The organism is Corynebacterium tuberculostearicum (assembly GCF_046097255.1).
Taxonomy (GTDB): Bacteria; Actinomycetota; Actinomycetes; order Mycobacteriales; family Mycobacteriaceae; genus Corynebacterium; species Corynebacterium tuberculostearicum_J.
In genome coordinates, this window is sequence record NZ_CP175770.1 from 202,790 (window position 1) to 226,378 (window position 23,589).

General features: G+C 63.5%; 25 protein-coding genes, 1 pseudogene and 1 riboswitch. Of the genes and pseudogenes, 14 read left to right on the plus strand and 12 right to left on the minus strand.

What is annotated here, in order from left to right:
• Positions 1-49: 49 nt before the first annotated feature.
• Complete coding sequence (locus tag ACKFRY_RS01040; RefSeq protein WP_408923004.1) at positions 50-2,452, minus strand: ATP-binding cassette domain-containing protein; 2,403 nt, start codon at positions 2,450-2,452, stop codon at positions 50-52.
• Between the two features lie 349 nt (positions 2,453-2,801).
• Here ACKFRY_RS01040 and ACKFRY_RS01045 point away from each other — a divergent pair, with 349 nt between their 5' ends.
• On the plus strand, positions 2,802-3,572 hold the full coding sequence (locus ACKFRY_RS01045) for a hypothetical protein (RefSeq protein WP_408923005.1): 771 nt from the start codon (positions 2,802-2,804) through the stop codon (positions 3,570-3,572).
• 3 nt (positions 3,573-3,575) lie between these two features.
• Here ACKFRY_RS01045 and ACKFRY_RS01050 read toward each other — a convergent pair whose 3' ends face one another.
• On the minus strand, positions 3,576-4,616 hold the full coding sequence (locus tag ACKFRY_RS01050) for an o-succinylbenzoate synthase (protein ID WP_408923006.1): 1,041 nt from the start codon (positions 4,614-4,616) through the stop codon (positions 3,576-3,578).
• Positions 4,617-4,691: 75 nt separating this feature from the next.
• Here ACKFRY_RS01050 and ACKFRY_RS01055 point away from each other — a divergent pair, with 75 nt between their 5' ends.
• From ACKFRY_RS01055 to menE, 9 genes are all read left to right on the plus strand, one after another.
• Positions 4,692-5,153, plus strand: a complete 462-nt coding sequence (locus ACKFRY_RS01055; RefSeq protein WP_005322951.1) for a DIP1984 family protein — start codon at positions 4,692-4,694, stop codon at positions 5,151-5,153.
• A 291-nt stretch (positions 5,154-5,444) separates the two neighbouring features.
• Positions 5,445-6,413, plus strand: a complete 969-nt coding sequence (locus tag ACKFRY_RS01060; RefSeq protein ID WP_316981529.1) for a 1,4-dihydroxy-2-naphthoyl-CoA synthase — start codon at positions 5,445-5,447, stop codon at positions 6,411-6,413.
• Between the two features lie 15 nt (positions 6,414-6,428).
• On the plus strand, positions 6,429-6,578 hold the full coding sequence (locus ACKFRY_RS01065) for a hypothetical protein (protein WP_005322953.1): 150 nt from the start codon (positions 6,429-6,431) through the stop codon (positions 6,576-6,578).
• Between the two features lie 91 nt (positions 6,579-6,669).
• On the plus strand, positions 6,670-6,858 hold the full coding sequence (locus tag ACKFRY_RS01070; protein ID WP_005322954.1) for a hypothetical protein: 189 nt from the start codon (positions 6,670-6,672) through the stop codon (positions 6,856-6,858).
• Positions 6,859-7,027: 169 nt separating this feature from the next.
• Complete coding sequence (locus ACKFRY_RS01075; RefSeq protein WP_062035962.1) at positions 7,028-8,194, plus strand: metal ABC transporter substrate-binding protein; 1,167 nt, start codon at positions 7,028-7,030, stop codon at positions 8,192-8,194.
• Between the two features lie 6 nt (positions 8,195-8,200).
• Positions 8,201-8,887, plus strand: coding sequence for a metal ABC transporter ATP-binding protein (locus ACKFRY_RS01080; RefSeq protein ID WP_023020501.1), 687 nt, complete (start codon positions 8,201-8,203; stop codon positions 8,885-8,887).
• Positions 8,884-9,717: a metal ABC transporter permease gene (locus tag ACKFRY_RS01085; RefSeq protein ID WP_023020500.1), complete on the plus strand. Its 834-nt coding sequence runs from the start codon at positions 8,884-8,886 to the stop codon at positions 9,715-9,717. The genes ACKFRY_RS01080 and ACKFRY_RS01085 overlap by 4 nt, the downstream gene beginning before the upstream one ends.
• A complete protein-coding gene (locus tag ACKFRY_RS01090) occupies positions 9,717-10,544 on the plus strand; it encodes a metal ABC transporter permease (protein ID WP_023020499.1) in 828 nt (275 codons plus the stop codon). The genes ACKFRY_RS01085 and ACKFRY_RS01090 overlap by 1 nt, the downstream gene beginning before the upstream one ends.
• Before the next feature lie 56 nt (positions 10,545-10,600).
• On the plus strand, positions 10,601-11,734 hold the full coding sequence (menE, locus tag ACKFRY_RS01095) for an o-succinylbenzoate--CoA ligase (RefSeq protein WP_005322961.1): 1,134 nt from the start codon (positions 10,601-10,603) through the stop codon (positions 11,732-11,734).
• On the opposite strand, the gene ACKFRY_RS01100 is transcribed toward menE, so the two are convergent.
• Positions 11,735-12,406 (minus strand): metal-dependent transcriptional regulator, encoded by a 672-nt coding sequence (locus tag ACKFRY_RS01100; protein WP_034656208.1) that lies wholly within the window; start codon positions 12,404-12,406, stop codon positions 11,735-11,737. It abuts the gene before it with no gap.
• A gap of 214 nt (positions 12,407-12,620) precedes the next feature.
• Here ACKFRY_RS01100 and ACKFRY_RS01105 point away from each other — a divergent pair, with 214 nt between their 5' ends.
• Positions 12,621-13,511, plus strand: a complete 891-nt coding sequence (locus ACKFRY_RS01105; RefSeq protein WP_408923007.1) for a 1,4-dihydroxy-2-naphthoate polyprenyltransferase — start codon at positions 12,621-12,623, stop codon at positions 13,509-13,511.
• On the opposite strand, the gene ACKFRY_RS01110 is transcribed toward ACKFRY_RS01105, so the two are convergent.
• The gene (locus tag ACKFRY_RS01110) at positions 13,508-13,834 is read right to left on the minus strand and encodes a DUF4229 domain-containing protein (protein WP_179387347.1); all 327 of its coding nucleotides are present in this window, start codon (positions 13,832-13,834) and stop codon (positions 13,508-13,510) included. The genes ACKFRY_RS01105 and ACKFRY_RS01110 overlap by 4 nt on opposite strands.
• A gap of 38 nt (positions 13,835-13,872) precedes the next feature.
• On the opposite strand from ACKFRY_RS01110, the gene ACKFRY_RS01115 reads away from it, so the two are divergent.
• Positions 13,873-14,118 carry a hypothetical protein gene (locus ACKFRY_RS01115; RefSeq protein ID WP_179387346.1) on the plus strand — a complete coding sequence of 82 codons (246 nt, stop codon included), beginning with the start codon at positions 13,873-13,875 and terminating at the stop codon, positions 14,116-14,118.
• On the opposite strand, the gene ACKFRY_RS01120 is transcribed toward ACKFRY_RS01115, so the two are convergent.
• The 8 genes from ACKFRY_RS01120 to ACKFRY_RS01155 all read right to left on the minus strand — a co-directional run bounded on the left by ACKFRY_RS01120 (position 14,115) and on the right by ACKFRY_RS01155 (position 21,410).
• Positions 14,115-14,375, minus strand: coding sequence for a helix-turn-helix domain-containing protein (locus tag ACKFRY_RS01120; protein WP_005322968.1), 261 nt, complete (start codon positions 14,373-14,375; stop codon positions 14,115-14,117). The genes ACKFRY_RS01115 and ACKFRY_RS01120 overlap by 4 nt on opposite strands.
• Entirely contained in the window at positions 14,376-15,395 is a 1,020-nt protein-coding gene (ccsB, locus tag ACKFRY_RS01125) for a c-type cytochrome biogenesis protein CcsB (RefSeq protein ID WP_198492468.1), read from the minus strand.
• Between the two features lie 94 nt (positions 15,396-15,489).
• Positions 15,490-17,121 carry a cytochrome c biogenesis protein ResB gene (locus ACKFRY_RS01130; protein WP_408923008.1) on the minus strand — a complete coding sequence of 544 codons (1,632 nt, stop codon included), beginning with the start codon at positions 17,119-17,121 and terminating at the stop codon, positions 15,490-15,492.
• 7 nt (positions 17,122-17,128) lie between these two features.
• Positions 17,129-17,932 (minus strand): cytochrome c biogenesis CcdA family protein, encoded by an 804-nt coding sequence (locus ACKFRY_RS01135; RefSeq protein ID WP_408921560.1) that lies wholly within the window; start codon positions 17,930-17,932, stop codon positions 17,129-17,131.
• A complete protein-coding gene (locus ACKFRY_RS01140; protein ID WP_198492466.1) occupies positions 17,933-18,544 on the minus strand; it encodes a TlpA disulfide reductase family protein in 612 nt (203 codons plus the stop codon).
• Positions 18,544-19,152 (minus strand): histidine phosphatase family protein, encoded by a 609-nt coding sequence (locus ACKFRY_RS01145; protein WP_198492465.1) that lies wholly within the window; start codon positions 19,150-19,152, stop codon positions 18,544-18,546. The genes ACKFRY_RS01140 and ACKFRY_RS01145 overlap by 1 nt, the downstream gene beginning before the upstream one ends.
• 22 nt (positions 19,153-19,174) lie before the next feature.
• Positions 19,175-20,485: a glutamate-1-semialdehyde 2,1-aminomutase gene (gene hemL, locus ACKFRY_RS01150; RefSeq protein ID WP_179387340.1), complete on the minus strand. Its 1,311-nt coding sequence runs from the start codon at positions 20,483-20,485 to the stop codon at positions 19,175-19,177.
• Positions 20,486-21,095: 610 nt separating this feature from the next.
• Complete coding sequence (locus ACKFRY_RS01155) at positions 21,096-21,410, minus strand: multidrug efflux SMR transporter (protein ID WP_005322976.1); 315 nt, start codon at positions 21,408-21,410, stop codon at positions 21,096-21,098.
• Between the two features lie 8 nt (positions 21,411-21,418).
• Positions 21,419-21,489: riboswitch (guanidine-III (ykkC-III) riboswitch) on the minus strand.
• 26 nt (positions 21,490-21,515) lie between these two features.
• On the opposite strand from ACKFRY_RS01155, the gene ACKFRY_RS01160 reads away from it, so the two are divergent.
• Both ACKFRY_RS01160 and ACKFRY_RS01165 read left to right on the plus strand, forming a co-directional pair.
• Positions 21,516-22,364, plus strand: coding sequence for an NAD(P)-dependent oxidoreductase (locus tag ACKFRY_RS01160; protein ID WP_408921563.1), 849 nt, complete (start codon positions 21,516-21,518; stop codon positions 22,362-22,364).
• A 116-nt stretch (positions 22,365-22,480) separates the two neighbouring features.
• A pseudogene (locus ACKFRY_RS01165) lies at positions 22,481-23,519 on the plus strand (HNH endonuclease signature motif containing protein).
• The last annotated feature ends 70 nt before the right edge of the window (positions 23,520-23,589 follow it).

Below are 23,589 nucleotides of genomic sequence, written 5' to 3' on the forward strand. Positions count from 1 at the left end.
AGATCCCAGAGAGGTCTCCCACAGCTAACGGGTAGCTAGGCCTCGCCGCTTAATGCGCTCGGCGTGCACTCAAGGCGCGGCCCGTGGCGGTATCCTCTGCGGCGACCTGCGCCGGGGTGGCATCCGCGATGATGCGGCCGCCGTCTTCGCCAGCGCCCGGGCCCATCTCGATGATGCGGTCCGCATTCGCCATGACCGATAGATCATGCTCGACGACGATTACCGTATGGCCCGCATCCGCCAGCTTGTGCAGCTCGGTATTGAGCAGGTCGATATCGGCTGGGTGCAGGCCCGTGGTGGGCTCGTCCAGCAGGTAGACCGTATGGCCGCGACGCGAGTTGCGGGAGCGCTGCAGCTCCGTGGCCAGCTTAATGCGCTGGGCCTCGCCGCCGGACAGCTCCGGCGCGCCCTGGCCCAAGCGGAGGTAGCCCAGGCCGACGGCCTGCAGCGTAGCAATGGCGCGGTAAATCTTTTCTTCCTCGGCGAAGACCTCCGCGGCCTCATCCACGGTGAGCTCCAAGATGTCCGCGATGGTGCGGCCCTGCCAGGTCACCTCGAGGGTCTCGTCGTTGAAGCGGGCGCCGCCGCACTCCGGGCAGGTGGTGTACGAGCCCGGCAAGAAGACCAGCTCCACCTCGATCTTGCCCGCGCCGCCGCAGGTGGGGCACTGGCCTTGCTTTACGTTGTAAGAAAAGCGCGAGACCGTCCACTTGCGCTGCTTGGCCTCATCGGTGGAGGCGAAGAGCTTGCGAACGTTATCGAAAAGCCCGGTATAGGTTGCCAGCGTGGAACGCGGGGTACGGCCGATGGGCTTCTGGGTAATCTGCACGACGCGCTTTACTCGGTCAAAGCCCTCCGTGCTCTCTACGGACCAGCCCTTGTCCTCGGTCTCCTCTTCATCGGAAACGGCCGTGGCGGACTGTCGCAGCAGGCCAGCCAGCACCGTGCTGACCAGGGTGGATTTACCCGAACCGGAGACACCGGCGACCGCCGTGAATTGGCCCAAGCCAAAATCCACATCCAGGTTGTCGATGCTGCGTGCGTTGATGCCGCGCAGGGCGAGGTGGGAGGAGGGGGTGCGGGGGTCGTCGGCAAGCGCGAGCGTGCGGTGAGCCAGCGCATTGGCGGTAGGGGTGTCCGCGTCATAGTCTGCAACCGGGGCCGAATAGACCACGTTGCCGCCGCGCTCGCCGGCCAGCGGGCCGACGTCAACGAGCCAGTCCGCCTGCGCGACCAGATCCATGTCATGCTCCACCAAGAGCACGGAGTTGCCGGCCGCGATGAAACGGCGGCACATATCCATGACCGCGTCGCGCTCATCGGGGTGCAGGCCGGCCGAGGGCTCGTCGAGCACATAGGCCACACCGAAGAGACCGGAGCGCAGCTGCGCCGCCAAACGGATGCGCTGCATCTCGCCGCCGGACAGGCTCTGCGTCGGCCGATCCAGGCTGAGGTGCGCCAAGCCGAGCTCCAGCGCCGAGGTCAACGCCGGCAGAATCTGCCGCAGGAGCAAATCCTCGGCCGAATTCTCCTCCGGGTTCTGCTTGCTGAGCACCTCATGCACCCTATCCAGCGGCAGCGCGCCCAGCTCATCAATCGGCATGCCCGCATAGGTGACCTTCAGCGCGGCCGGGTTGAGGCGGCGGCCGCCACAAGTCTCGCACTCGCGCGATTCCATATAGGACAGGGTGCGCTTGCGCAGGGTATCCGATTGGGTCTCCGCAAGCGTCTTATTGAGGTAGCTGGCCACCGAGCGCCACGTGCCCTCATAGTTGCGCTGAATCTGATCTTTTCCGCGCAAGGGCTTGACCGTGACTACGGGGCGCTCTTCCGTGAAGAGGATCCAGTCGCGGTCTTCTTGCGGCAGCTCTTGCCAGGGCGAATCCAGGTCATAGCCCAAGTTCATCAAAATGTCGTGGAAGTTCTTGCCGGCCCAGGCGCCGGGCCATGCTTGGATGGCGCCTTCCTCGATAGAGAGGGTGGGATCCGGGACCATGGAGTCCTCGGTCGGCTCGTGAACCACGCCCGTGCCGTGGCACTGCGGACACATTCCCTCCGGGGTATTGGGCGAGAAGGAATCGGAGTATAGGCCCTCCGGGTTATCCCCGGCGCGCGAATAAAGCAGGCGCACGCTATTGGAGAGCGCGGACACCGTGCCCACCGTAGAGCGCGCTCCGCCGCCGGAGGTCGATTGCTGCAGTGCGACCGTCGGCGGTAGGCCCTCTACCTGGCTGACCTGTGGGTCGACGGCCGAGCTAATGAGGCGGCGTGCGAAGGGTGCTACCGATTCAAGGTAGCGGCGTTGGCCTTCGCCGTGAATCGTACCGAACGCCAGCGAAGATTTGCCCGAACCAGACACACCTGTGACCGCGACGAGCTTGCCGCGGGGCATATCGACGTCGACATTGCGCAGATTGTGCAGGTGAGCATCGCGGACCTTGATAGTAGACATGCCTTCCAGCGTACTCACAGGTGGCAGGTTGGGCAGTCTCAAGCCTGACAGCAGTTTTTTAACGGTTCTCTCTAGCGGTTCACCGGCTTTCAACGATTTCGTCCACCCATATGGCGAAAACCGTCGACGGTTTAGGTGTTCTAGATGGACGAAATCGTTGAAACTAGGAAGGTGGAACCTTTCCGGAAGATTTCCAGTCCAATGAGTCATGTGGACGAGAAATGAATTACTAGATTTAGGCCTTACTGACTATCAAATCCGCAGCAGGATTAGTGGGGGAACACTTTTGCGCTTGCGGCGCAACTGTTATATCGCTGCAGAGGCGAGCGCGAAAGATAAAGTAGCCGCGGTGGCGCAACTTTATCCGGATGCGGTGTTTTCGGGGACGGCGGCGCTCGCGGCCTATGGCTTATGCGAGGTGCGGCTGCCGGCGGTGATCCGGGTGGATAAAAACTGCCGGATTCGAGCGGATGATGTGGTGTATACGGTGAGGTCGCGGCCGGTGCCGGCGAATCGGATAAAGGGTGTAAGGATGGCGTTGCCGGCACAGGCGGTAGCAGATGCATTGAGCTTCGAGCGCTGCAGCGAGTGGCTGCTGAAAGAAGCGCTGGCGCAGGCGTATCGCGGGCTCAACGGAAGGGGGAGGTTCGCGGCCGATTTAGAGCTGGTGATCAGTAAGAAAAGGGACGCGGTGCGCGAGTTGGCGGAGCAGGCGCCGGTGGGGACGGCGTCGAAATGGGAGCAGCGGATGTACCACGAGATGCGGCGGGTGGGTCTCAAGCCGGTGCCGAATTTCCGGCTAGGGCCGTACACCTGGGATTTAGGCTTCGAAGCGGGAACGACCGTGGTGGACTTGGACTCGCTTTACTATCACGCGCCGGAGAATAATCACCGGGAATTCCTCATCGGGACGTGGAAGACCAATCATGCGGTGCAGCACGGATGGGCGCCATTGAAGTTTACGGATGAGTGCACCGACTACCACCTCAAGCTAGTGGTGGAGACGGTGCAGGAAACGGTGGCGCATCGGCGCAGTGTGCGCGGGCTAAAGAGCAGGCCGCAGAAGGTGCGCTGGGCGCTGGCGACCCCGGCGTGGAGGTTTCACCAGAGCTTGCTCTAGGCCCTAGTCAGAAACGTGCGATTCAGAAAGGTGCGGCCAGCAGGCGCGAACGCGATCGAACCACCAATCGCGGCGATCGGCGGGGGCGGCGAGTGCAGCGAGGCGGTCTGGGTCGGGGGCGAGGATATCGGCGGGAAGGTGGCCATCGATAAGCGGGCGCGGGGCGGTGACGTCCTCTTCGAAAAGGAAGCCGGTGGCAAGGCCGGCAGCGGCTGGGGTGACATCGATGTCCTCGTCGTCGTAGATGCGCGGGAGCGCGGCGACGGCCGCCAAGCCCATATTGATGCCAATGGAGGTATCCAGCGCGGAGGCCACCGTGATATCCATATGGCGCTGACGCAAATGCTGGGCCACCTCGAGGACGCGGCGCACGCCACCGAGTGGGGCGGGCTTAACCACGGCGACGTCCGCTGCCTGCAGCTCGGCGACACGATAGGGGTCGGCGACCTTACGAATGGATTCATCGGCGGCCACGCGTACGAAGAGGCCGGCGCGCATGAGACGGCCGCGCACCTGGGCGAGCTCCTCAGTGGTGGCGCATGGCTGTTCCATATAGTCCAACGGCATCATCATCTGCGCAGCCTGGACTGCTTCCTCCACGGTCCAGCCGCCATTGGCGTCCACGCGCAGGATAGGGATTTCGCCGCGTTGGGTGATGGTGTCGCGGACGGCGCGGACGCGAGCGGCGTCGTCGGCAAGCGTGTGGCCCTTTTCTGCCACCTTGATTTTGAAGGTGCGGCAGCCGGGGTAGCGCTCCACCACGGCCGGAACCTCGCTGGCAGGTACGGCCGGGATGGTGGCGTTGACCTCGATGGAATCGCGTACCGGCTCTGGAAAGCCCTCGTAGGCGGCCTCGAGCCCGGCGCGCAGCCACGCGGCGGACTCGGCCGGGCCGTATTCCAAGAAGGGCGCGAACTCGCCCCAGCCGGCCGGGCCCTCGATGAGCAGGGCCTCCCTCGTGGTGATGCCGCGGAAACGCACGGCAAGTGGGAGGGAGACTACGTGGGCGCGGTCAAGGACGTCATCGATATGCATGGCCTTCATGGTAGCGCCCGCCGGCCATTGACCCCTCCGCCGCTCTGCGCTATTTTGGGAACCTATACCAATAAAGGAGGAAATATGCTGCTAGCTGAGGCATTGGCGGAGCGCGCGCAGGCGCAGGAGCGCCTCAATAGCCTGCACGAGCGGCTGCTGACCGTGGCCCGCGTGCAGGAGGGTGATACCCCGGATGAGGATCCGCAGGAGCTGCTGCGCGAGCTCGACGGCGTGGCCGGGCGCATCGATGAGCTGGTGCAGGCCATTAATGCGACGAATATCGCCACCGCCTTTGATGAGAAGAGGAACCTGATGGAAGCCCTCGCGCTTCGCGACGGCCTCTTGCGCAAGCGCCGCATCTACCACGACCTGGCGCAGCGGGCGGGTACGCGCTCGGATCGCTATTCCCGCACCGAGATTAAGTTTGTCTCCACCATCCCGGTGGCGGATCTGCGCAAGCGCGTCGATGATTTGTCTAAGCAGTACCGCGAGCTGGATACCCGCATCCAGCAGCTGAACTGGAATACCGAACTGAAAAACGGATAGTCATCTCGCGCGCTGCTTAAAGCGCGCGATGGTAGCCCACACACCTGCAGCGAGCAGGCCCCCACCCTGGAGGGGAAAATCCTGGGACACTGGCCCCCTTTAGCGCTTTAAGGGGCGGGGAGTTCGAGTCTCCCCATGGCATGGAGTACCGCGCTGGTATGGCGTACACGGGTATTATGCGGGGCAACAACCTCGCAGTATCGCGTATTGATTATTACCGGCCTGCTGGGCAGTGTGTGGGTGAGGGTTGGGAATGGGGACTATTCTTCTTTTGCCACTAAGCTGGCCATCATGAGCGAGCAGAGAAAATACAGCACCGATAATCCGTTCCGCCCGGAATTGTGGCATGCCGTAGAAGGTTTTGAGGACCTGACGGATATCACTTATCACAGGCTCAACGGCGAGGGCCGCAAGAACGGCATCGTGCGCATCGCCTTCGACCGCCCGGAGGTGCGCAATGCGTTTCGCCCGCATACCGTAGACGAGCTCTACCGCGCCCTCGACCACGCCCGCCGCACGCCGGATGTGGGAACGATTTTGCTCACCGGCAATGGTCCTTCCGACAAGGATGGCGGCTGGGCTTTTTGTTCGGGCGGCGACCAGCGCATTCGCGGCCGCTCCGGGTACCGCTACGCCACCGAGCACGCCCATGATGACGCCACCGCGGATGAATCCACCGTGGACACCGCCCGCGAGAAGGTGGAAGGCGGCCGCCTACATATCCTCGAGGTCCAACGCCTTATCCGCACCATGCCCAAGGTGGTTATCGCCGTGGTCAATGGTTGGGCGGCCGGCGGCGGACACTCGCTGCACGTGGTCTGCGATATGACGGTCGCCTCCCGCCAGGAGGCGCGCTTCAAGCAGACGGACGCGGACGTGGGTTCCTTCGATGCCGGCTATGGTTCGGCCTACCTAGCTAAGATGGTGGGCCAGAAATTCGCCCGCGAGATCTTCTTCTTGGGTCGCACCTATGATGCCCAGCGGATGTATGAGATGGGCGCGGTCAATGAGGTTGTCGATCACGCCGACTTGGAAGACGCCGCAATCCAGATGGGCCGCGAAATCAACGGCAAGTCCCCAACAGCCCAGCGCATGCTGAAGTTCGCTTTCAACCTGACCGATGACGGCCTCATGGGCCAGCAGGTCTTCGCCGGCGAGGCGACCCGCCTGGCGTACATGACCGACGAGGCCGTCGAGGGCAAAGAAGCATTCCTCGAAAAGCGCGACCCGCAGTGGGAGCAGTTCCCGTATTACTACTAGCCAGGAGTTAGCACGATGTGGATTTTCGCCATCGGCTTGGCCACACTTGCACTGGCGGGCGTCATCGTCTCGCGAGTGTGGATGCTCAAGCGTATCAAGGATGCGCAGGACAGCGGGGAGCGTCCCTTCGATCAGGAGGACACCCCGCGCAATCCATACATGTAGCGGAGTAAATGGCGTGGGACGCCCTCGGACCGGAGTGAGACATCTCAAGCAATTGTGGACATGCCCATAGTTAATACTTAAAGTGTCGAACATGAAACTCTGCAACTCATTCGTCATGCTCGCAGCACGCGTCGCCCTGGGCGTAATTCTCATCGCCCAGGGCTGGCAAAAGTTCTCCGAATGGACCGTCGCCGTCGCGGGCCTGATGCTCGCCGCCGGCCCCGGCATACGCTCCCTGGATCAGCTCCCCTTCAGCAAAAAGGCAAAAGTAGCCAAATAAGGCCACCGCTTCCTAGCCTCTCACTTCACTCATTGAAGTGAGAGGCATTTTTAAATTTTGGCAGCTTAAGGAAGAGATAGGACCACCTAAGTTCATTACGTTGAACAATCTAGTTCAAGGGTGCTAGTGTTTGTTGAGTTCACTTCTCCTAATACAAAGGAAGTTCATTATGAGCTCAAATCACAGCACCCCACGCCGGCCCCTACAGCGCATTCTCGCAGGCACCTGCGCCCTAGCACTCGGCGCCAGCCTCGCCGCTTGCAGCGCCTCGAAAGAATCCACCGACGCCGCAAAACCGAAGGACGGCGACACCGTCAAGGCCGTGGCCACGACTACCCAGATCTGCGACTACCTCACCCAGATAGCCGCCGGCGGCGTCAAGCTCCACAAGGTCGACTCCCAAGGTGCAGAGACCACCTCCGGCGAGGGCCCAGTGACCCTCGACCTCACCTGTTTGCTCGCCCCCAACGCCAGCGCCCACGAGCACGAGATGACCCCACAGCAGATGCAGGCGCTCTCCCAGGCCGACTACATGTTCGTCAACGGAGTCGACCTCGAGCACTTCCTCGACCAAGCCGTGGACTCCTCCGGCTTCCACGGCGTCATGGCCGTGACCTCGGGCGTCAAGAGCGAAGGCATGAGCGATGGCAACGGCAAGTACACCATCGACGAGGGCATCGAACACGTGAGCCCGCGCCCGTGGCCTTTCCCGGGGGAGGACGGCGAGGCCCCAGAATTCAAGTACGACCCGCACGTGTGGACCTCCCCGAAGCAGGCCAAGATTCAGGTCGACAACATCGTCAACACGTTGTCCCAGGCCTCCCCGCAGGCCAAGGACGCCTTCACCGCCGCCGGCAAGAAGTACACCGACCAGCTGGAGGACCTCGACAAGTGGGCCAGCGATTCCATGTCCGCAGTTCCTGAGCAAGACCGCGTGCTCTTCTCTTCCCACGACGCCTTCGGCTACTTCTCTAACGAGTATGGCGTGAAATTCATCGGCTCCGCACTGTCTGACTTCAACCACCAGCAGGACGCCACCTCGAGCCACATCGATGAGCAGGTAAAGAAGGTCCGCGAGTCCGGCGCCAAGGCCATCTTTGCGGAGAATTCCAACAACTCGAAGTCCATCGAGGCCATCGCCCGCGCCGCAGGCGTCAAGGCGGTTACATCCGACGACGCTTTGTACGGCGACTCGCTAGGTGTGCCAGGCAGTGAGGGCGAGACCTACATCGGATCCATCGTCCACAACATCAACACCCTGGTCAGCGCCTGGGACTCCAAGCAGCAACCGTTGCCAGAATCGCTGCAGGAATTCGACTTCGCCAAGCGAAAGTAGCTCTTTATGTCTTCCCCATTAGTCACTCTGCACAATGCCACCTGCGGCTATGGCGCCCGGGATATCCTCACCGACGTTGACCTTGAGATCCGCGCGGGCGAGGCCGTGGCGCTCCTAGGTTCCAACGGCGCGGGCAAATCTACCCTGCTCAAGGCAATCACTGGCCTGGCTGCCTTGCGCGGCATGGCCACCATCGACGCCTCGCTCGGATACGTCCCGCAGTACCAAGACTCCGACCTGAGCTTTCCCGTCACGGCTTACAAGGTCGTGGAAATGGGCCTTTTGCCCTCAGTGAGCTGGTGGCACAGGTGCACGAGCATGCGTAGCTACCGCGACTGCGTACTCAATGCCCTGCGACAAGTGGGGATGGAGCACCTCGCCGAGACGCGGTTTGGCCAGCTCTCGGGTGGGCAACGCCAGCGCGTGCTCATCGCGCGCGCGTTGGTTTCGGCCCCGGAGCTGGTGCTTCTCGACGAACCCTTCAACGGGCTTGATCAAGAAAGTCGCCGAATCCTGATTCAGATCATTGCGGATCTCAAGGAAGCAGGAATCGCCCTGCTCGTCTCCACTCACGACCCCATCTTGGCGCAGCACACCTGCGACTGGGCGGCGTTTGTGATCGACGGCAAGGTCCGCACCATGGGAACCGAGGAAGCAGTGGAAACCTATATGGAGCAAGGCGCGCGACTGTGATAGAGCAGATTCTCTTCGCCCCGTACCTGCGCAATGCCTTCCTCTTCCTGCTGTGCCTATCGATTGCGGGAGCTGCCATTAGCGTCCTCGTTAATCTCCGCCGCATGGAATTTACGGTGGAAGCCCTCGTGCACTCGGTTTTTCCGGGCATCGTGGTAGGGCTCATCGTGGGCGGCATCCCGGGCATCGTGCCGGGTGCGGCCGCGGTGGCCACGGTGACGGTGCTGGTGCTGGCTTCTCTGGGTTCTGGGCAGGGCCAGTCAGCGCAGAAGCTGGATATGGAAGCCGGAACGGCCGTGGTGCTGACCTTTATGTACGGCATCGGCGTGGTCATCAGTTTGGCCTATGGCGACAAGTCCGGGCAGCTGGAGGCCCTCATGTTTGGCCGGCTTCTCGACGTCACGCAGTCCAGGCTGGCAACCTCCGTCACGCTCTGCGTGATTGCGGCACTACTCATCCTGACAACCTGGCGCATGCAGATTCTCGTCGCTTTCGATACCACAGCGGCCCGCGCCATGGGCATCAACGTGGCGGCTTATGAGCTCATTGCGAATATCGCGGTTGGCCTAATCGTGGTGGCGGCTAGCTCGGCAGTGGGTGTGTTGCTGGTTATCGGTTTTATTGTCATTCCAGGCCTCTCGGCGCGCTTGATCGCAGGATCCCCGCGCAGCATGTGCTTCTGGGCTGCGGGTTTGTCCACGCTGGCAGTGGTGGTTGGATTTGCCATCATGCTGTCCCAAACCACGCACCAGATTTCGCCGCAGGCAATCGTCAGCTTGATGCTGGTTGCCACCGTGCCGCTAGCGGGCTTGAAGGGGGTATTTAGCTAATGGGACTGTCTCATCTTGATCCAGAGATCCTGCGGATGCCCCTCCTTGAGGCCATCGCTGTGGGATGTTTATCTGGCTTAGTTGGAACCTTGATGGTCATGGGCAAGCGCGTCTTTTTCGCTGAGAGCCTGTCGCACGGAATCTTCCCCGGCGCGGTGCTCGGTGTAGTAGTGGCCAACCTTCTGAGCTTGGATCTCTCCACGGGTTTGATGGTGGGGGCGGCACTGTTCTGCCTGCCTTTGGCCTGGCTTATGCGGTGGTTGAGTACCGTCGAGGGCATTTCTTCGACCGCTGCCGCCGGCGTGACGCTCACCTTGGGATTTTCCCTGGGCATCTTGTTGCTGCGCTGGTTCCAACCGCTACCTATCCACGTGGATAGCTTTCTCGTGGGCTCGCTGACCACTGTCAATGCGCAGGATGTCTGGTTTGTCGGCGCCCTGGTGGTGGTCAGCCTTGGCGTGCTGGTGGCATTTCGCCGGACGTTAGTCTCCTTCTACTTCGACCAGACGTCCTTCCGCGCACAAGGCGGAAAGCCCGGCCGCTATGACTTGCTTACCCTCACGCTTATCAGCGTGACCATGGTGGTGGTGATTCCCGCAGTGGGCACTATCTTGTCCCTGGCGCTGCTGGTAGCCCCGGCGGCGGCGTTGCAGCCGTGGATCAAGCGCCCGACCCAGCTCATGCTCGGTGCCGGTATCGCGGGCATTGCGCTGGCATGCGGCGGGCTCTGGCTGGCGGCCGCACTCAGTTTGTCGGCGGGCGGCTGCATCGCGGTGCTGGCGGGTGTGTTCTATTTGCTCAGCATGGGGCTGCGCGCCTTGCTCTAAACGCCCGGCGCGCCGCCTCCCGGGACGAGCGATATGCCCGGGTAACCTGATTATTCGTGACTCATATCCTCGCCCCACTCCCAGTCGATCCCCGCAATCCCGCAGGAATCTTGGATGACCTCGAGAAGGCCATCGCTGGGCAGACCACGCTCTTACCCCTTCCCGCAGCGGACCGCACGCGGACGGAATTGCTGCGCAACCACATGCGCGCGGGCGAATCGATTGCTGAGGACATTGCTTTGGTGGTGTCCACCTCGGGTTCCACGGGCACACCGAAGGGTGCGCAGCTAAGCCCGCTTAACCTGGTGGCGAGTGCGGATGCCACCCATTCTTTCCTGGGTGGCCCCGGCCAATGGCTACTGGCCATGCCCGCCCACCACATCGCGGGCATCCAGGTGCTCGTGCGTTCGTTGGTGGCGGGTGTGGAGCCACTGTGCCTCGACCTGTCCCAAGGCTTTAACATCACCGAGTTCGCCCGCGCAGCAGAAGAACTCGCCCACACCGAGGACCGCATGTACACCGCGCTCACACCGATGCAGCTGCACAAGGCACTCGATTCGCTGGACGGCATCCAAGCACTGCGCCGTTTCAACTCCATCCTGGTAGGTGGAGCAGCGCCACATCCCCAGCTATTGGAATCTGCGCGCAAGCTCGACATCACCGTGGTAACCACCTATGGCTCCTCGGAGACTGCGGGCGGTTGCGTCTACAACGGCACTCCCCTGCCCGGCACCGAGGTGCGCATCGGGGAAGATAACCGCATTTTCCTGGGCGGGCCGACCATTGCGCAGGGCTACCGCAATGTGGAATCGCGCGACTTCGTCGGTGGCTGGTTCGCAACTTCCGACGCCGGGGAGCTCGACGCCCACGGTCAACTCACCGTCACTGGACGTCTGGACAGCATCATCAACTCGGGCGGGTTGAAGTTGCACCCAGAACAACTGGAACAGCTCTTGTTGCAGGTACCGGGCGTCGACAGTGTATGCGTGGTGGGCATCCCTGATCCACGTCTTGGCCAGATGATCGCCGCAGCTTACACCGGCTGGGCCTCGCGCACCGACATCCTCGAAGCGCTCGATGACCTGCCTCGGTGGCAGATTCCGCGCGAGATTATCCGCATTGCTGAGATGCCGCTGACCGGCCCCGGCAAGGTGGACCGTCGTGGTGTCGCAGGGCTCTTTAAGAACTGATTAGACTTCGTTAGCGCGCACCGTCACGTCGGCGGCCGCGACTTCCGCAAGAGAGAACTCCTCGTCCCCTGCGTGCAGGTTGAGCAGGCCCGCAACGCGGGAATCGACTACGACCTCGACGCCCAGGCCGACGCCATGGCTGTCGAGGTAGCGCAACAGCTCGGTGTCTCCGTCGCATACCCGCTCGATGGTGACAGGGGTGTGAAGGGGGACGTCGTCAAGCGTGAGCGTGCCAAGGTCCTCGATGCTGCCCTGCGCGTCGGGGATGGGATCGCCGTGGGGATCGCGCTGAGGATGGCCCAGGTGCTGATCGAGTCGATCGATGAAGCGATCGGAGCATGCATGCTCGAGGAGATCGGCATCCTCGTGAACCTCGTCCCAGGTGTACCCCAGCTCTTTGACCAAGAAGGTCTCGAGGAGACGATGGCGGCGGACCATGCCCATGGACAGTGCCTGGCCCTCTGGGGTCAGCGAAACGCCAGCGTAGCGCTCATGTTCCACCAGCCCTTGGGCAACGAGACGCTTTACGGCTTCCGACGCCGTGGGCACCTTTTGGTTCAATCGCCCCGCCAGCTCCTTGAGCGCGATGGGCGCGCCGCCGGAGTGCTCGGAGAGGTCCCACAGGACTTTGAGGTAGTCCTGGGTACGTTCAGGGAGATCGCTTAAATGCATGACATTCATCGTAGTAAAGGCCTTGCCCCGCGAGCGATTCACATGATAACTTTAAGAAAGTTCAACGCATTGAACTTTTGTCACGGGTGTGGCCCACAGCCGTCCTTTCTTGGGTACGTACGACGCGCTTCCGCCATACCCGTGGCTTTTATATATCCGCCGTGTACGTCCCTTGTGCACAGCATGCCCGCGGTGGCGTGGCACAATAACTGACATGTCACTTTCTGCCTATCCCGCAACTGCCAAAGACTGGCTCCAAGGCGCACGCCCGCACACGTGGGCTAATGCCTTCGCCCCAGTCATCGCTGGTACTGGTGCCGCAGCGGCTGCCGACGGCGCGCACTTCGGCCGCGCGCTCCTCGCCCTCATCGTGGCGTGGGCACTTATCATCGGCGTGAACTATGCCAATGACTATTCCGATGGCATCCGCGGCACCGACGATGACCGCACCGGTCCGCAGCGCCTCACCGGCGGCGGCCTGGCCCGCCCGCAGCAGGTGAAACTCGCGGCCTTCGCCGCCTTCGCCGTGGCCGGGCTCGCCGGCATCGCGCTCTCCTTCGCGGCGCATGCGTGGTGGCTCATCCTCGTCGGCGCGCTATGCATCGCCGGCGCGTGGTTTTATACCGGTGGCAAGAACCCGTATGGCTATCGCGGGCTCGGCGAGGTTGCTGTCTTTATCTTCTTCGGGCTCGTCGCCGTGCTCGGCACCGAATTCACCCAAGCCGGCCACCTGTCGTGGTCGGGCCTCGCGCTGGCCGTGGGCATCGGCGCGATGAGCTCCGGGGTGAACTTAGTCAATAATATCCGCGATATTCCTTCCGACGCCGAGACCGGCAAGATTACCCTCGCCGTGCGCCTCGGCAACGAGAAGGCGCGCCTGCTCTTTACGGTGCTGCTCCTGCTGCCATTCCTGCTGACCATTGGCATCGCCTTCGGCAGCTGGCTCGCGCTCGCTGGCTTGGTCTACTTCCCCCTTGCGCTGCGCGCCATCCGCACCGTCAACCGCGGCACCCAAGGCCCAGAGCTCATCCCGGTGCTCGGCCTGACCGGCCGCGCGATGCTGCTGTGGGCCGTTATCGAGGCCGCCGCACTCATCATCGTCTAGTCCTGGGCGGCGCGGCCTTCCAGCTCCGCCTGAACCCAGCGCTTGTGGGCCTTGCGCTGGGCGGAGTACTCGGCCAGCGTCTGAGTGGCCTCGATGCGCCACTTTTTAAAGATCAGCATCGATAGCGGCAGCGCCACGAAGAGCGCCAGCAGCGCCGCAACGAGCACCGGGATGGCAAAGCCGATGGCGATGGCCAAAATCTCGATCACCGCGGTCAAAGCGATAAAAAGCACTACGCGGGCGAGCCCGTACTTCCACAGCGCCGCGCGCGAACGGCGGCGCAGTTCTGGGTCCGGCTTGGGTGGCTCAGGGTTATGCGTCATGGGGGTTGATTGTACGCGGTGCAGGTAGAATCGCACGCATGGGCCGAATAATCCTCCTCCTACTCTTTGTCCTCGCCGCCTACCTCGTCTGGAAGGCCTTCGGGCCCTCGACATGGAAAAAGCGCGAGGTGGAACAACCCCGCGCTATCAAAGGCCCCGATGATGACGAGGAATTCCTCTGGAAACTGGAAAAGGAGCGCTTCAAGCAGCGCCGCGCACAGGAGGCAGAAGAAGAAAAGCGCCGCCAGCGCCGCAAACGCGACGCCGACGGCGAGAAGGACTAGGATTCCTTCGGCACGAAGCGCATCTCTAGGCCTAAGGCCTCAGCCACGGCGGTGATCTTTTCCCACCGCACGCCCGCACCACCGTGCTCGATGGTGTGGAGGGTGGAGCGGGAGATACCGGCGGCGTCGGCAAGCTGCTGCTGCAAAATGCCCAACTCGCGGCGGCGCTCGGCGAATTGGGCGCCAAGGCCCAAAATCACCGCATTATCGCCGGCCGGCTTGCCCTGCTTATGGCGCGGGCTATTATGCTCCGCCATCTAGTTCAGCCCCGCATAGGAATGCAGGCCGGAGACGACCATATTGATAAAGAACAGGTTGAAGACCATCAGCGCCATCGCCATGACGTTGATCCACGGCGCCGCCTTGCGGAAGGCCGGCGTCGCACGCGCGTGCAGGTACGCGGCGTACAGGATCCAGGTGGCAAAGGATACGGTCTCCTTCGGGTCCCAACCCCAGAAGCGGCCCCAGGCGGACTCGGCCCAGATGGCCCCCAGGATGATGCCCAGACCCAAGGTCGGCAGGGTGATAACAGCCAGGCGGTAGGCCAGCTGGTCAATCTTTGCGGCAGAAGGCAGCGGGCGGGCCACCGCACCGAAGAAGCCATGCTCGGCATGCTTCGGTTGCGCCATACGGAACAGCGTCAGCAGCGAGACAATGCCGGAGATAATACCGATGGACGCGCCCAAAGAAACCACGGTGACGTGGATGGGCAGCCAGTGCGACTGCAGCGCCGGCACCACCGGGGCGGACTCGGCATAGAGCTTGGTGGAACCATAAAACATCAGCGCGAGGGTCGGGGTAAGCAACCACGGCCACACGGTGCGCCATTCCTTGCGCTGCATGGCCATATTACCCACCAGCAGCACGCCGAAGCTCACCATCAGCACGTACTCGTACAGGTTGCCAAAGGGGAAGCGGCCGGTGGCCAGGCCGCGCAGCACGATCGCCGCTGCGTGCAACGCAATGCCCACCCACATCAGCGCGCTGGTCATGCCGCCGAGCTTATCGGCCTTGCGCTCCTTTTCCTTCAGCTCATCGGCCGTGATTCCGGAAGAAGACTGGGCAACCTCGCCGGCATAGCTGCGCTTGTCGACGCCCCCAGCGCCCGCCCCCACCAAGACCTTCGCGGCCTCGGACTTCACGGCGCGGCGGCCCTCGATGATGCCCTGCATGCGGCCGTAGTAAAACAGCGACAAAAAGAGCGCGACGCAGTACACCACAAAGGCGGTCTGCACCGCGATATCCGAGAAATTAGACAGATTCTGATCGATCTGCATGAATGCTCCTAGCCTTCACACGTGCGGGATAAGTGCTGATTACCTTACTCAGCGAAACGACCCAATCCAACTTTTGTTGGATCGGGCCGGGGCGCTAATCGTCGGTATAAAGTTCGTCTTCTTCGACCTCGTCTGGGTCCGGCAGCTCCAGCAGCGCGCGGTGCAGCTCGTGGAACTCCTCGGACCAGCCGGCGCGGTCGGTGCGGGCAAGCCCGCCCATCTCCACGTCGGTGCCGCCGGCCGCATTCGGCCGCAGGCGGATGTAGACGCGGCGGCGCTTAATCACCAGCGAACCCACCAAGGAGATGAGCATTACCAGCGCGGAGACCAGCACCCACTTCTGGAAAGGATCATAAGAGACCTGGTAATTGGCGAACTCGCTGGCGCCGTCGAAGGTGATCTTCGTGCCATCGTCCAGGGTGACGTCCTCGCCCTGGTTGAGGTTCACGCGGTCAATCTTTTGCAGCTGGCCGGACTGCACCAGGTTCGGGTCCAGCGAGAAGAAGGACTGCGGGGTGCCGGTGTCCAGGCCGGCATCGCCGCGGTAGATATCGATGGCCATGGCGGGATCCTTCAGGCCCGGGTACGCGGACTGCAGCAGCTTGCCGTTCTCGCCGGCCCATTCGGCCGTGGGCGCGAAGAGGCCCTGGATGGCGATCTGGTTCTGGCGGCGGTCATAGAGATCCGGGTGCATGCCGGCCGGCGGGTCGAAGCGCATCGCGCCGGAGGACAAGAAGAAGGTCGTGTCATTCGGCTGGAACTGAATGGTCTGGGTGCGCTTTTCGCCATTGGGCCATTCCACCGTGACCGTCGGCGCGTAGCCGTGGCCCTGCAAGTAGACGCGGTTGTGCGCCAAGCGCAGCGGGTGGTTGACCTTAAGCTCATAATCCTTCCACTCGGAGTCATCCTTGTAGATGTCCTCGCCCTCCGCGTAGGAAACGTTGGAGGTAAACATCTCCGCCTGGCCGTTGGGCAGGTATTCGGCCGCGAAGTCATGGGCGATGAGGCAGAAGGGGTGGAGACCGGTGCCGTCGAAAAGCGGGCCGGCGCGGAAGGAGTCGAAGTTGGACGTGGAGGTATTGCAGAACTCCGTGGACTGGTCCAGGGTCTGGCCGCCGCCCTGCGAGCCGGACTCGGTGACCACGATGACCTGGCCCTCGTAGTTGACCAAGCGGCCGGCAGCGACGGTAACCAAGATGGCCACCAGCGCCACGTGGAAAATGAGATTTGCCAGCTCGCGGCCGTAGCCGCGCTCCGCGGAGAAGGTATGCACACCGGCGCGGTCTTCTTCTGGGGAGTACTCGGCCACGCGCCACTTCTTCAGGCGCTTTTTGATCTCCGCGGAGAGCTCTTCCTCGCTCTTGTCCGAGTGCCCCTCGGCCGCCAGCGGCAGCTTGTGGAGGTACTTCGGCGCGCGCGTTGGCGGGGTCTTCCACGCCTTGTAGTGATCCCAGGAGCGCGGCAGGATGCAGCCCACTAGGGAAATGGCCAAGAGGATGAAGATGGCTTGGAACCAGACGGAAGAAAAGACGTCGAAAAGCTGCAGCTTGTCGTAGATCTTCGCTACGTTGCCATTGGACTCGATGAAGTCCTGCACGTTCTGCTCGTTGAGGTCGCGCTGCGGCAGCAAGGAACCGGGAATCGCGGCCAGCGCCAGCAAGAAAAGCAGCGCCAGTGCCGTGCGCATGCTGGTCAGCCAATGCCAGGCTTTGCGGAAATATTTCACGTCTCTCCTAAATCAGGGTGGCGCCGTAGTCCACGGTCCACTGGCGGATGAAGTTAATAAACTCGCCCCACAGGCCGGTTACCAGGGCCAGGCCGACGAGGATCATCGCCACGCCGCCGATTATCTGGATGGTATGCGAGTGCTTGCGGGCCCACGAAATCGAGCGCATCGCCCGCGCGGAGCCCAGCGCCACCAGCAGGAACGGCAGGCCCAAGCCCAGGCAATAAAAAATGATAAGCAGCACGCCGCGCGCGGCTGTCATGCCTTCGGTGCCGGCCGATACGGAAATGATGGCGGCCAGCGTTGGGCCCAAGCACGGCGTCCAGCCCAGCGCGAATATCCCGCCCAGCAGCGGCGCGCCCAGCCAGGTGGTCCAACGCTTCGGTGCCATGCGGGTGTCCTTCTGCAGCGCCGGGATCGCGCCGAGGAAAACCACACCCATCAGGATGGTCACGCCGCCGCCGATGCGCATGAGCGTCTCCTCATTGAGCCGGAGCGCGGAAATCGCGCCGAATACGGAAACCGTCGCCAGCAGGAAAACCACGGTAAATCCCAGGATAAACAAGGCGGCGGCCAGTACCACGGCCCATTGCCTGCGCTTGCCGACGCCCACCCCCAACTCACCGTCAAACGTAACCTCGCCGCCCACCACACCGGCCAGGTAGGAAATATAGCCGGGCACCAGTGGGACGACGCACGGGCTGGCGAAGCTCACCAGCCCCGCCACGGCGGCCGCGAACAGGCCCAGAATGAGTGGGCCGGAGGTCGCGGCCTCGGCAAAGGAGTTGCCGATGCTCGCTGCGTTGTCCATTTATTCCTTTTCTAATTTGTCCACTACGTCCATCACATCTTGAGCGGTGATGGACCGCAAAAAGACCGTAGCCGGGCGGTGCTGTTTGTCCAAGACGATGGTGGTCGGGACCACAGAGGTGGGCACGCCGCCCAGGGCCGCCGCGGTCTTAAATGGTGGATCGTAGATGGAGGGGTAGGTCAGACCGTTATCTTCGAGGAAGTCATTGGACACCTGCGGGTTATAGTCGCGCACGTTGATGCCCAGCACGGTGCCAAGATCGCGTTTTTGCAGCTCAGTGTGAATCTCTTGGAGGTCATCGGCCTCGGCGCGGCACGGAGCGCACCACTGGCCCCAGGAGTTGAGCACGACGATTTCGCCCTCATAGTCCTCCAGGGAAATGGTCTTATCCGTATCGCGCACATCCTCGCCAGAGAAGGTGCGCAGCGGCTTGCGCTCAGATTCCTCGTAGTTGATGACCTTTTCGCCGCCGGGCGTGATGAACTCGAAGTTGCCGCCGGTCGCGACCGCGTTTTGCGCGTTATCGGAGTCCTGCGAGCAACCGGCAAGCGGCAGCGCTACCGCCACCGCAGCAAGCACCGCGCCGACTGCACGCCTGCGTTGTAGTGCCATTAAATCTCCTGCGCCGGTTCGGAATAGAAGATATCGGTGACCTGGTTATCCTCAAAAAGCAAAGAGGTGACCGAGGCCAGGTCGCATTCGCGGTTCCACGGCGCGTGCGGCAGGCGCTGGCCCAGCACGGTGCGCTGCACCATCACGATGGGCAGCTGGTGGCTGACCAAGATCGCCTCGTGGCCGGCCGCGGCGGTGCGGGCGCGTTCGATGGAGCCCAGCATGCGCTCGGCAATCTGCTCATAGGGCTCGCCCCACGAGGGCTCCAGCGGGTTGACCAGCAGCGGCCAGCGGCGCGGGTTCCACAGCGCGGAACGCAGGCCTTTTGTGCGCAGGCCCTCGAAGCGGTTGCCGGACTCGATGAGCGTCTTATCGACGTCCACGTCTAGCCCCGTTACCTGCGCAATCGGCCGCGCGGTTTCCTGGGCGCGCTGCAGCGGCGAGGCCGCCAGGTAGGCCACGTCATGGTCGCGGAAGGACTCCGCGGTGCGTGCCGCCATGGAATGCCCGCGCGAGGACAGGTGATAGCCCGGGATGCGACCGTAGAGGATCTTCTCCGGGTTGTGGACCTCGCCGTGGCGCACGAGGTGAACGATGGTGCGTGTCATGTCTCTCCTTAGTGTGCGGGACTTAATGTGCGGGACGCGCGGCGGCCGCAGCCTGGGCGGCGGGCTTGAGGGCGGCTTCGATGAGTTCAAAGTCGGCGTCGGTAAGTGCATCCGAGACAAACCAGGTCTCGAATGGGCTTGGCGCGACGTAGATGCCGTTATCCAGCAGGGCGTGGAAGAACGGGGTGAAGCGGAAGGTCTCGGCCGCCTGCATATCGGCAAAGTTGCGGCCCTCGCCCTCGGCAAAGCGGATGGAGAACATCGACGACGCCCGCTGGATGTGGTGCGCTACGCCTTCGGCCGATAGCGCGGAGGAAATCATGCCGGTCAGGCGGTCCGCGTTGGCCTGCAGGCGCTCGTAGAGCGATTCATCGGCCAGCTCCAAAGACTTCAGGCCGGAGGCCATGGCCACCGGATTACCGGACAGCGTGCCGGCCTGGTAGACCGGACCGTCCGGGGCGAGGTAGTCCATGACTTCGGCGCGGCCGCCAAAGGCAGCGGCCGGCAGGCCACCGGAGACGACCTTGCCGAAGGTAACCAAGTCCGCCGCCACGCCATCGACGCCGTACCAGCCCTTATAGGAAGTGCGGAAGCCGGTCATGACCTCGTCGAGGATGAGGAGGGCGCCGTCGCTATGGGCGACGTCGGCAAGCGCGGCGTTGAAGCCTTCCTCTGGTGCCACGGTGCCCATGTTGCCGGCCGAGGCTTCCGCGATAATGCAGGCAATCTCGCCCGGGTGCTGCGCAAATGCCTCGCGCACGGCCTCGATATCGTTATAAGGAACGACGATGGTATCGGCCGCCGTCGCGCCCGTAACACCCGGGGAATCCGGCAGCGCAAAGGTCGCCACGCCGGAGCCGGCCGAGGCCAACAGCGCATCCACGTGGCCGTGGTAGCAACCCTCGAACTTCAGCACCTTGGCGCGGCCGGTGTAGCCGCGGGCCAGGCGCACCGCAGACATGGTGGCCTCGGTGCCGGAGTTGACCATGCGCACCTTATCGGCCGCGGTGCGTGCGACGATGGCTTCCGCGAGCAAAGCCTCACCCTCGGTGGGCGAGCCAAAGCTCAAGCCGACCGCAGCGGCCTGCTGCACGGCCTCCACAATCTCTGGGTGCGCATTGCCGTGAATCATCGGGCCATAGGAGCTGACCAGGTCAACGTACTCGTTGCCATCGACGTCCCACAGGCGCGAGCCCGCACCGCGCTCAATCACGCGGGCCTGGCCGCCCACGGAGCCAAACGCGCGCACCGGCGAGTTCACCCCGCCCGGAATCACCTTGGAGGAACGCTCAAACCACTGTTGCGACTGGGAAGTATTAGGCATGTCTGACATTCTAGCGATTCGCGCGCTATACAAAAGTTGGAGTGCGCGATTCACAGTCAGCCGCTAAACTTCGGGGCGTTGCACTTTTCAATTCGGGGGGATTTTCAATGCAGCGCACTCTCATTTTCGCCATCCTGGCCGCTTTCTGCCTCGCCGGCTGCGCCCAGCCCGCGCCCGAGCGGCCGCTGCCTACCTCAGTGGGCGCCACCCCGCTTGCCGACGCCCCCTCCTGGCAGCCCCCTCCCCGCCCGCTCGCCCCGCGCGACCTTCCTCGGGAGGACAAGCCGGCCGCTCCTTCGTCGCCGGCCGAGCAGCCTTCACCGTCGGACGCGGCGCCTGCTCCCGCGTCCAGACCTGGTTCGCGTCCTGGCCCGGCTCCCGCGCCCCAGCAGCGGCCCGCGCCAGCGCCCGCACCGGCACCCCGCCCGCAACCAGCGGCGCCGGCCCCACGCCCACCTGCGCGGGACAAAAGCGGCCTGCCGAACCTCAATATTCCGCCGCACGAAGTCCGCGGGCGCATCGAGGACGCGGTGCCTGATATGCCGGCAGTGCCCGCTATGCCTGCGCCCGCACCGCCACCTGCGCCGCCGCTGCCACCCGCGCCGCGGATTCCGGGCCTCTAACTCACCGCTTTCAGCCCCACGATGCCGCCGATGATCATGGCGAGGAAAAACACCTTCCACACCGTGGCGGCCTCGTGTCCGGCCGCGAAGGAATAAATAACCGCCACCGATGCGCCAACGCCCGCCCACACCGCATAGGCCGTGCCCACCGGGATGCTGCGCATCGCCCACGCCAGCCCGCCCATGGAAATTGCGCAGGCCACGAGGAAAATGAGCGAGGGCCACAGGCGCGTAAAACCTGCGGACCTATCCAGCGCCGCCGCCCACACGGCCTCGAATGCGCCGGAGAAAATCAAGATGAACCACGCCATAACTGCTTCCTGGCCGTCTTGTCGCGTTGCCGGGTACGGCTCCCTCGTCCGGGGCTCGCGCAAGCCGCGGCGAACCTGCACCCAATGATGGCACACTAGGAAACCATGAAGATTGCATTTCTTGGAACTGGCCGCATGGGAACCGAACTAGCCCGCCGCCTGCTCAACGAGCAAGACGGCATCGAGTTGACCGTCTGGAACCGCACCGCCGAGCGCGCCCAGCCGCTGGTGGAGGAAGGCGCCGAGCTTGCCGCCTCGCCCACCGAGGCCGTAGCGAACGCCGAGGTCATTATTACCTCGCTCTTCGGGCCGGACGATGTCCGCGAGGTCGTCGTCGAGCCGCAGCTCATCCCCGCCGGCGTGACGTGGATCGACACCACCACCGTCTCGCCCAACGATGCCCGCGAATTCGCCGCCGCCGTGGACACCTACGTCCACGCCCCGGTCGTCGGCACGCTCGGCCCGGCCCGCGAGGGCAAGCTCGGCGTCTATGTGGGCACGCCTGACGACGCCCGCCGCGAGCAAGCCATGTCCCTCGCCGAGTCTTGGGCGGGCGAAGACAAGCTCATCGGAGTGGAGGCGGCGGCCACGGCGGCCATCGGAAAGCTGCTGGCAAACCTCGCGCTCGCCGTCACCGCCGAGGGCCTGCTCGAAGCCCTGCAGCTCGGCGAGTCCGAGGGCCTGGACTCCGAGGTGGTGCTGCAGATGCTCGATATCACCGGCCTGTCTTTCATCGCCAATATGAAGGCGCCGTTTATCACCGGCGAGCGCAATACCGACCCGGGCGATTTCACCGTCGACGCCCTAGCCAAGGACGCCAAGCTCATGGAGATGACCTCCACCAAGCCGCTGCCCGCCCTGACCGCCGCCATCGGCCGCTTCGAGGAAATGCAGGCCATGGGCCACGGCGATCAGGACTTCTCCTCCATCTTCGTCTTCCGCAATAAGGGCTAGTTATCCACAGGCCCGCCGGGCGTGCGGGCCGAAATTCGCCCTGTGAGCCCTAGTTATCCACAGGTTCGCGCGCTCGCCCTCGCACAGGTTGCGCGCCGTGGCTTAGGCTGCGGGGCATGACAGCTCTTCAGACTTATCTCGCGGCCCTGGCGCCCGGCATCGACATCGTTGCCGGGTGCGCTGGCATGTCTGAAGACCAGCTGCGCGCTGCCGGTGCGCCCAATAAGACGGCCCGCACTTTGCTCACGCTTGCCGACGCCCTCTTTTCCCCCACCTCCTTTGCCCGCCTGCAGCGCCAGGCGGTTACCGCCGCCCGCGACCGCGCCCACCCGCTGCCCACGCTGGAGGTAATCGAGCGCTACGCATCCCGCGCTAAGACCAAGCGCGATGCCTGGCGCCTGCGCGTGGAGTTGTGCCGCACCGCCGCCGATACCGATGAGATGGAAAAGCTGGCGCGCAAAAAGCTGCGCGAGCTCAATCCCCCAGCCCCGCCGCGCCCCGGCGTGCGCATCCGCCGCCGCAAGGACGCACCGTGGACCCTCGCGATTACCGGGCCCTCTTCGCTCATCGCGGATTTGGAATCCAGCCTGGATGAGGATGCTCCCCTCGAATCCGTTGCGGATTCTCTTCTCCCCTTCCGGCGCCTCACCGGCTGCCCGCCCAACCATTACGACCAACGCGATCATCACGCTCGACGAGCTCGACCGCATCATCGATGGCGACGGCGAGGAAATCACCATCCAGCTCACCAACGGCGCCCGCCTCACCGGCGCGGAACTCGTCTCGCGCACGCTAGCAGACCGCGGCCTTATCACCCTCGTTCACCCCTTCGAGGGCGCGGTCAACCTCTACCGCACGGAGCGCATGGCCAACGAGAAGCAGCGGCTCATGGCCGCCGCGGAAAATCCGGTATGCCCGTGGGCGGAATGCAACTATCCGGCGGATAAATGCCAGGTACACCACTTGCAGGCGTGGCGGCACGGCGGCGATACCAATATGGCAAACCTCGCGACCTGTTGCCCGTACCACAACGGCGTCAACGACGATGACCCTAATGCCCCACCGGTGCGCGGGCGCCTCGTTCGGCGCCGAGGCCGCGTGGTGTGGCAGCCGCCCTGGGCAGATACCGCGCCAGCACCGCCACCGGCCCACTAGCCCCTAAACCGCCAGGCAGCAGGATGCCCTGCTGCCGCATTGGCATGCCCGCAGCTAGCGAGCCCCGCAG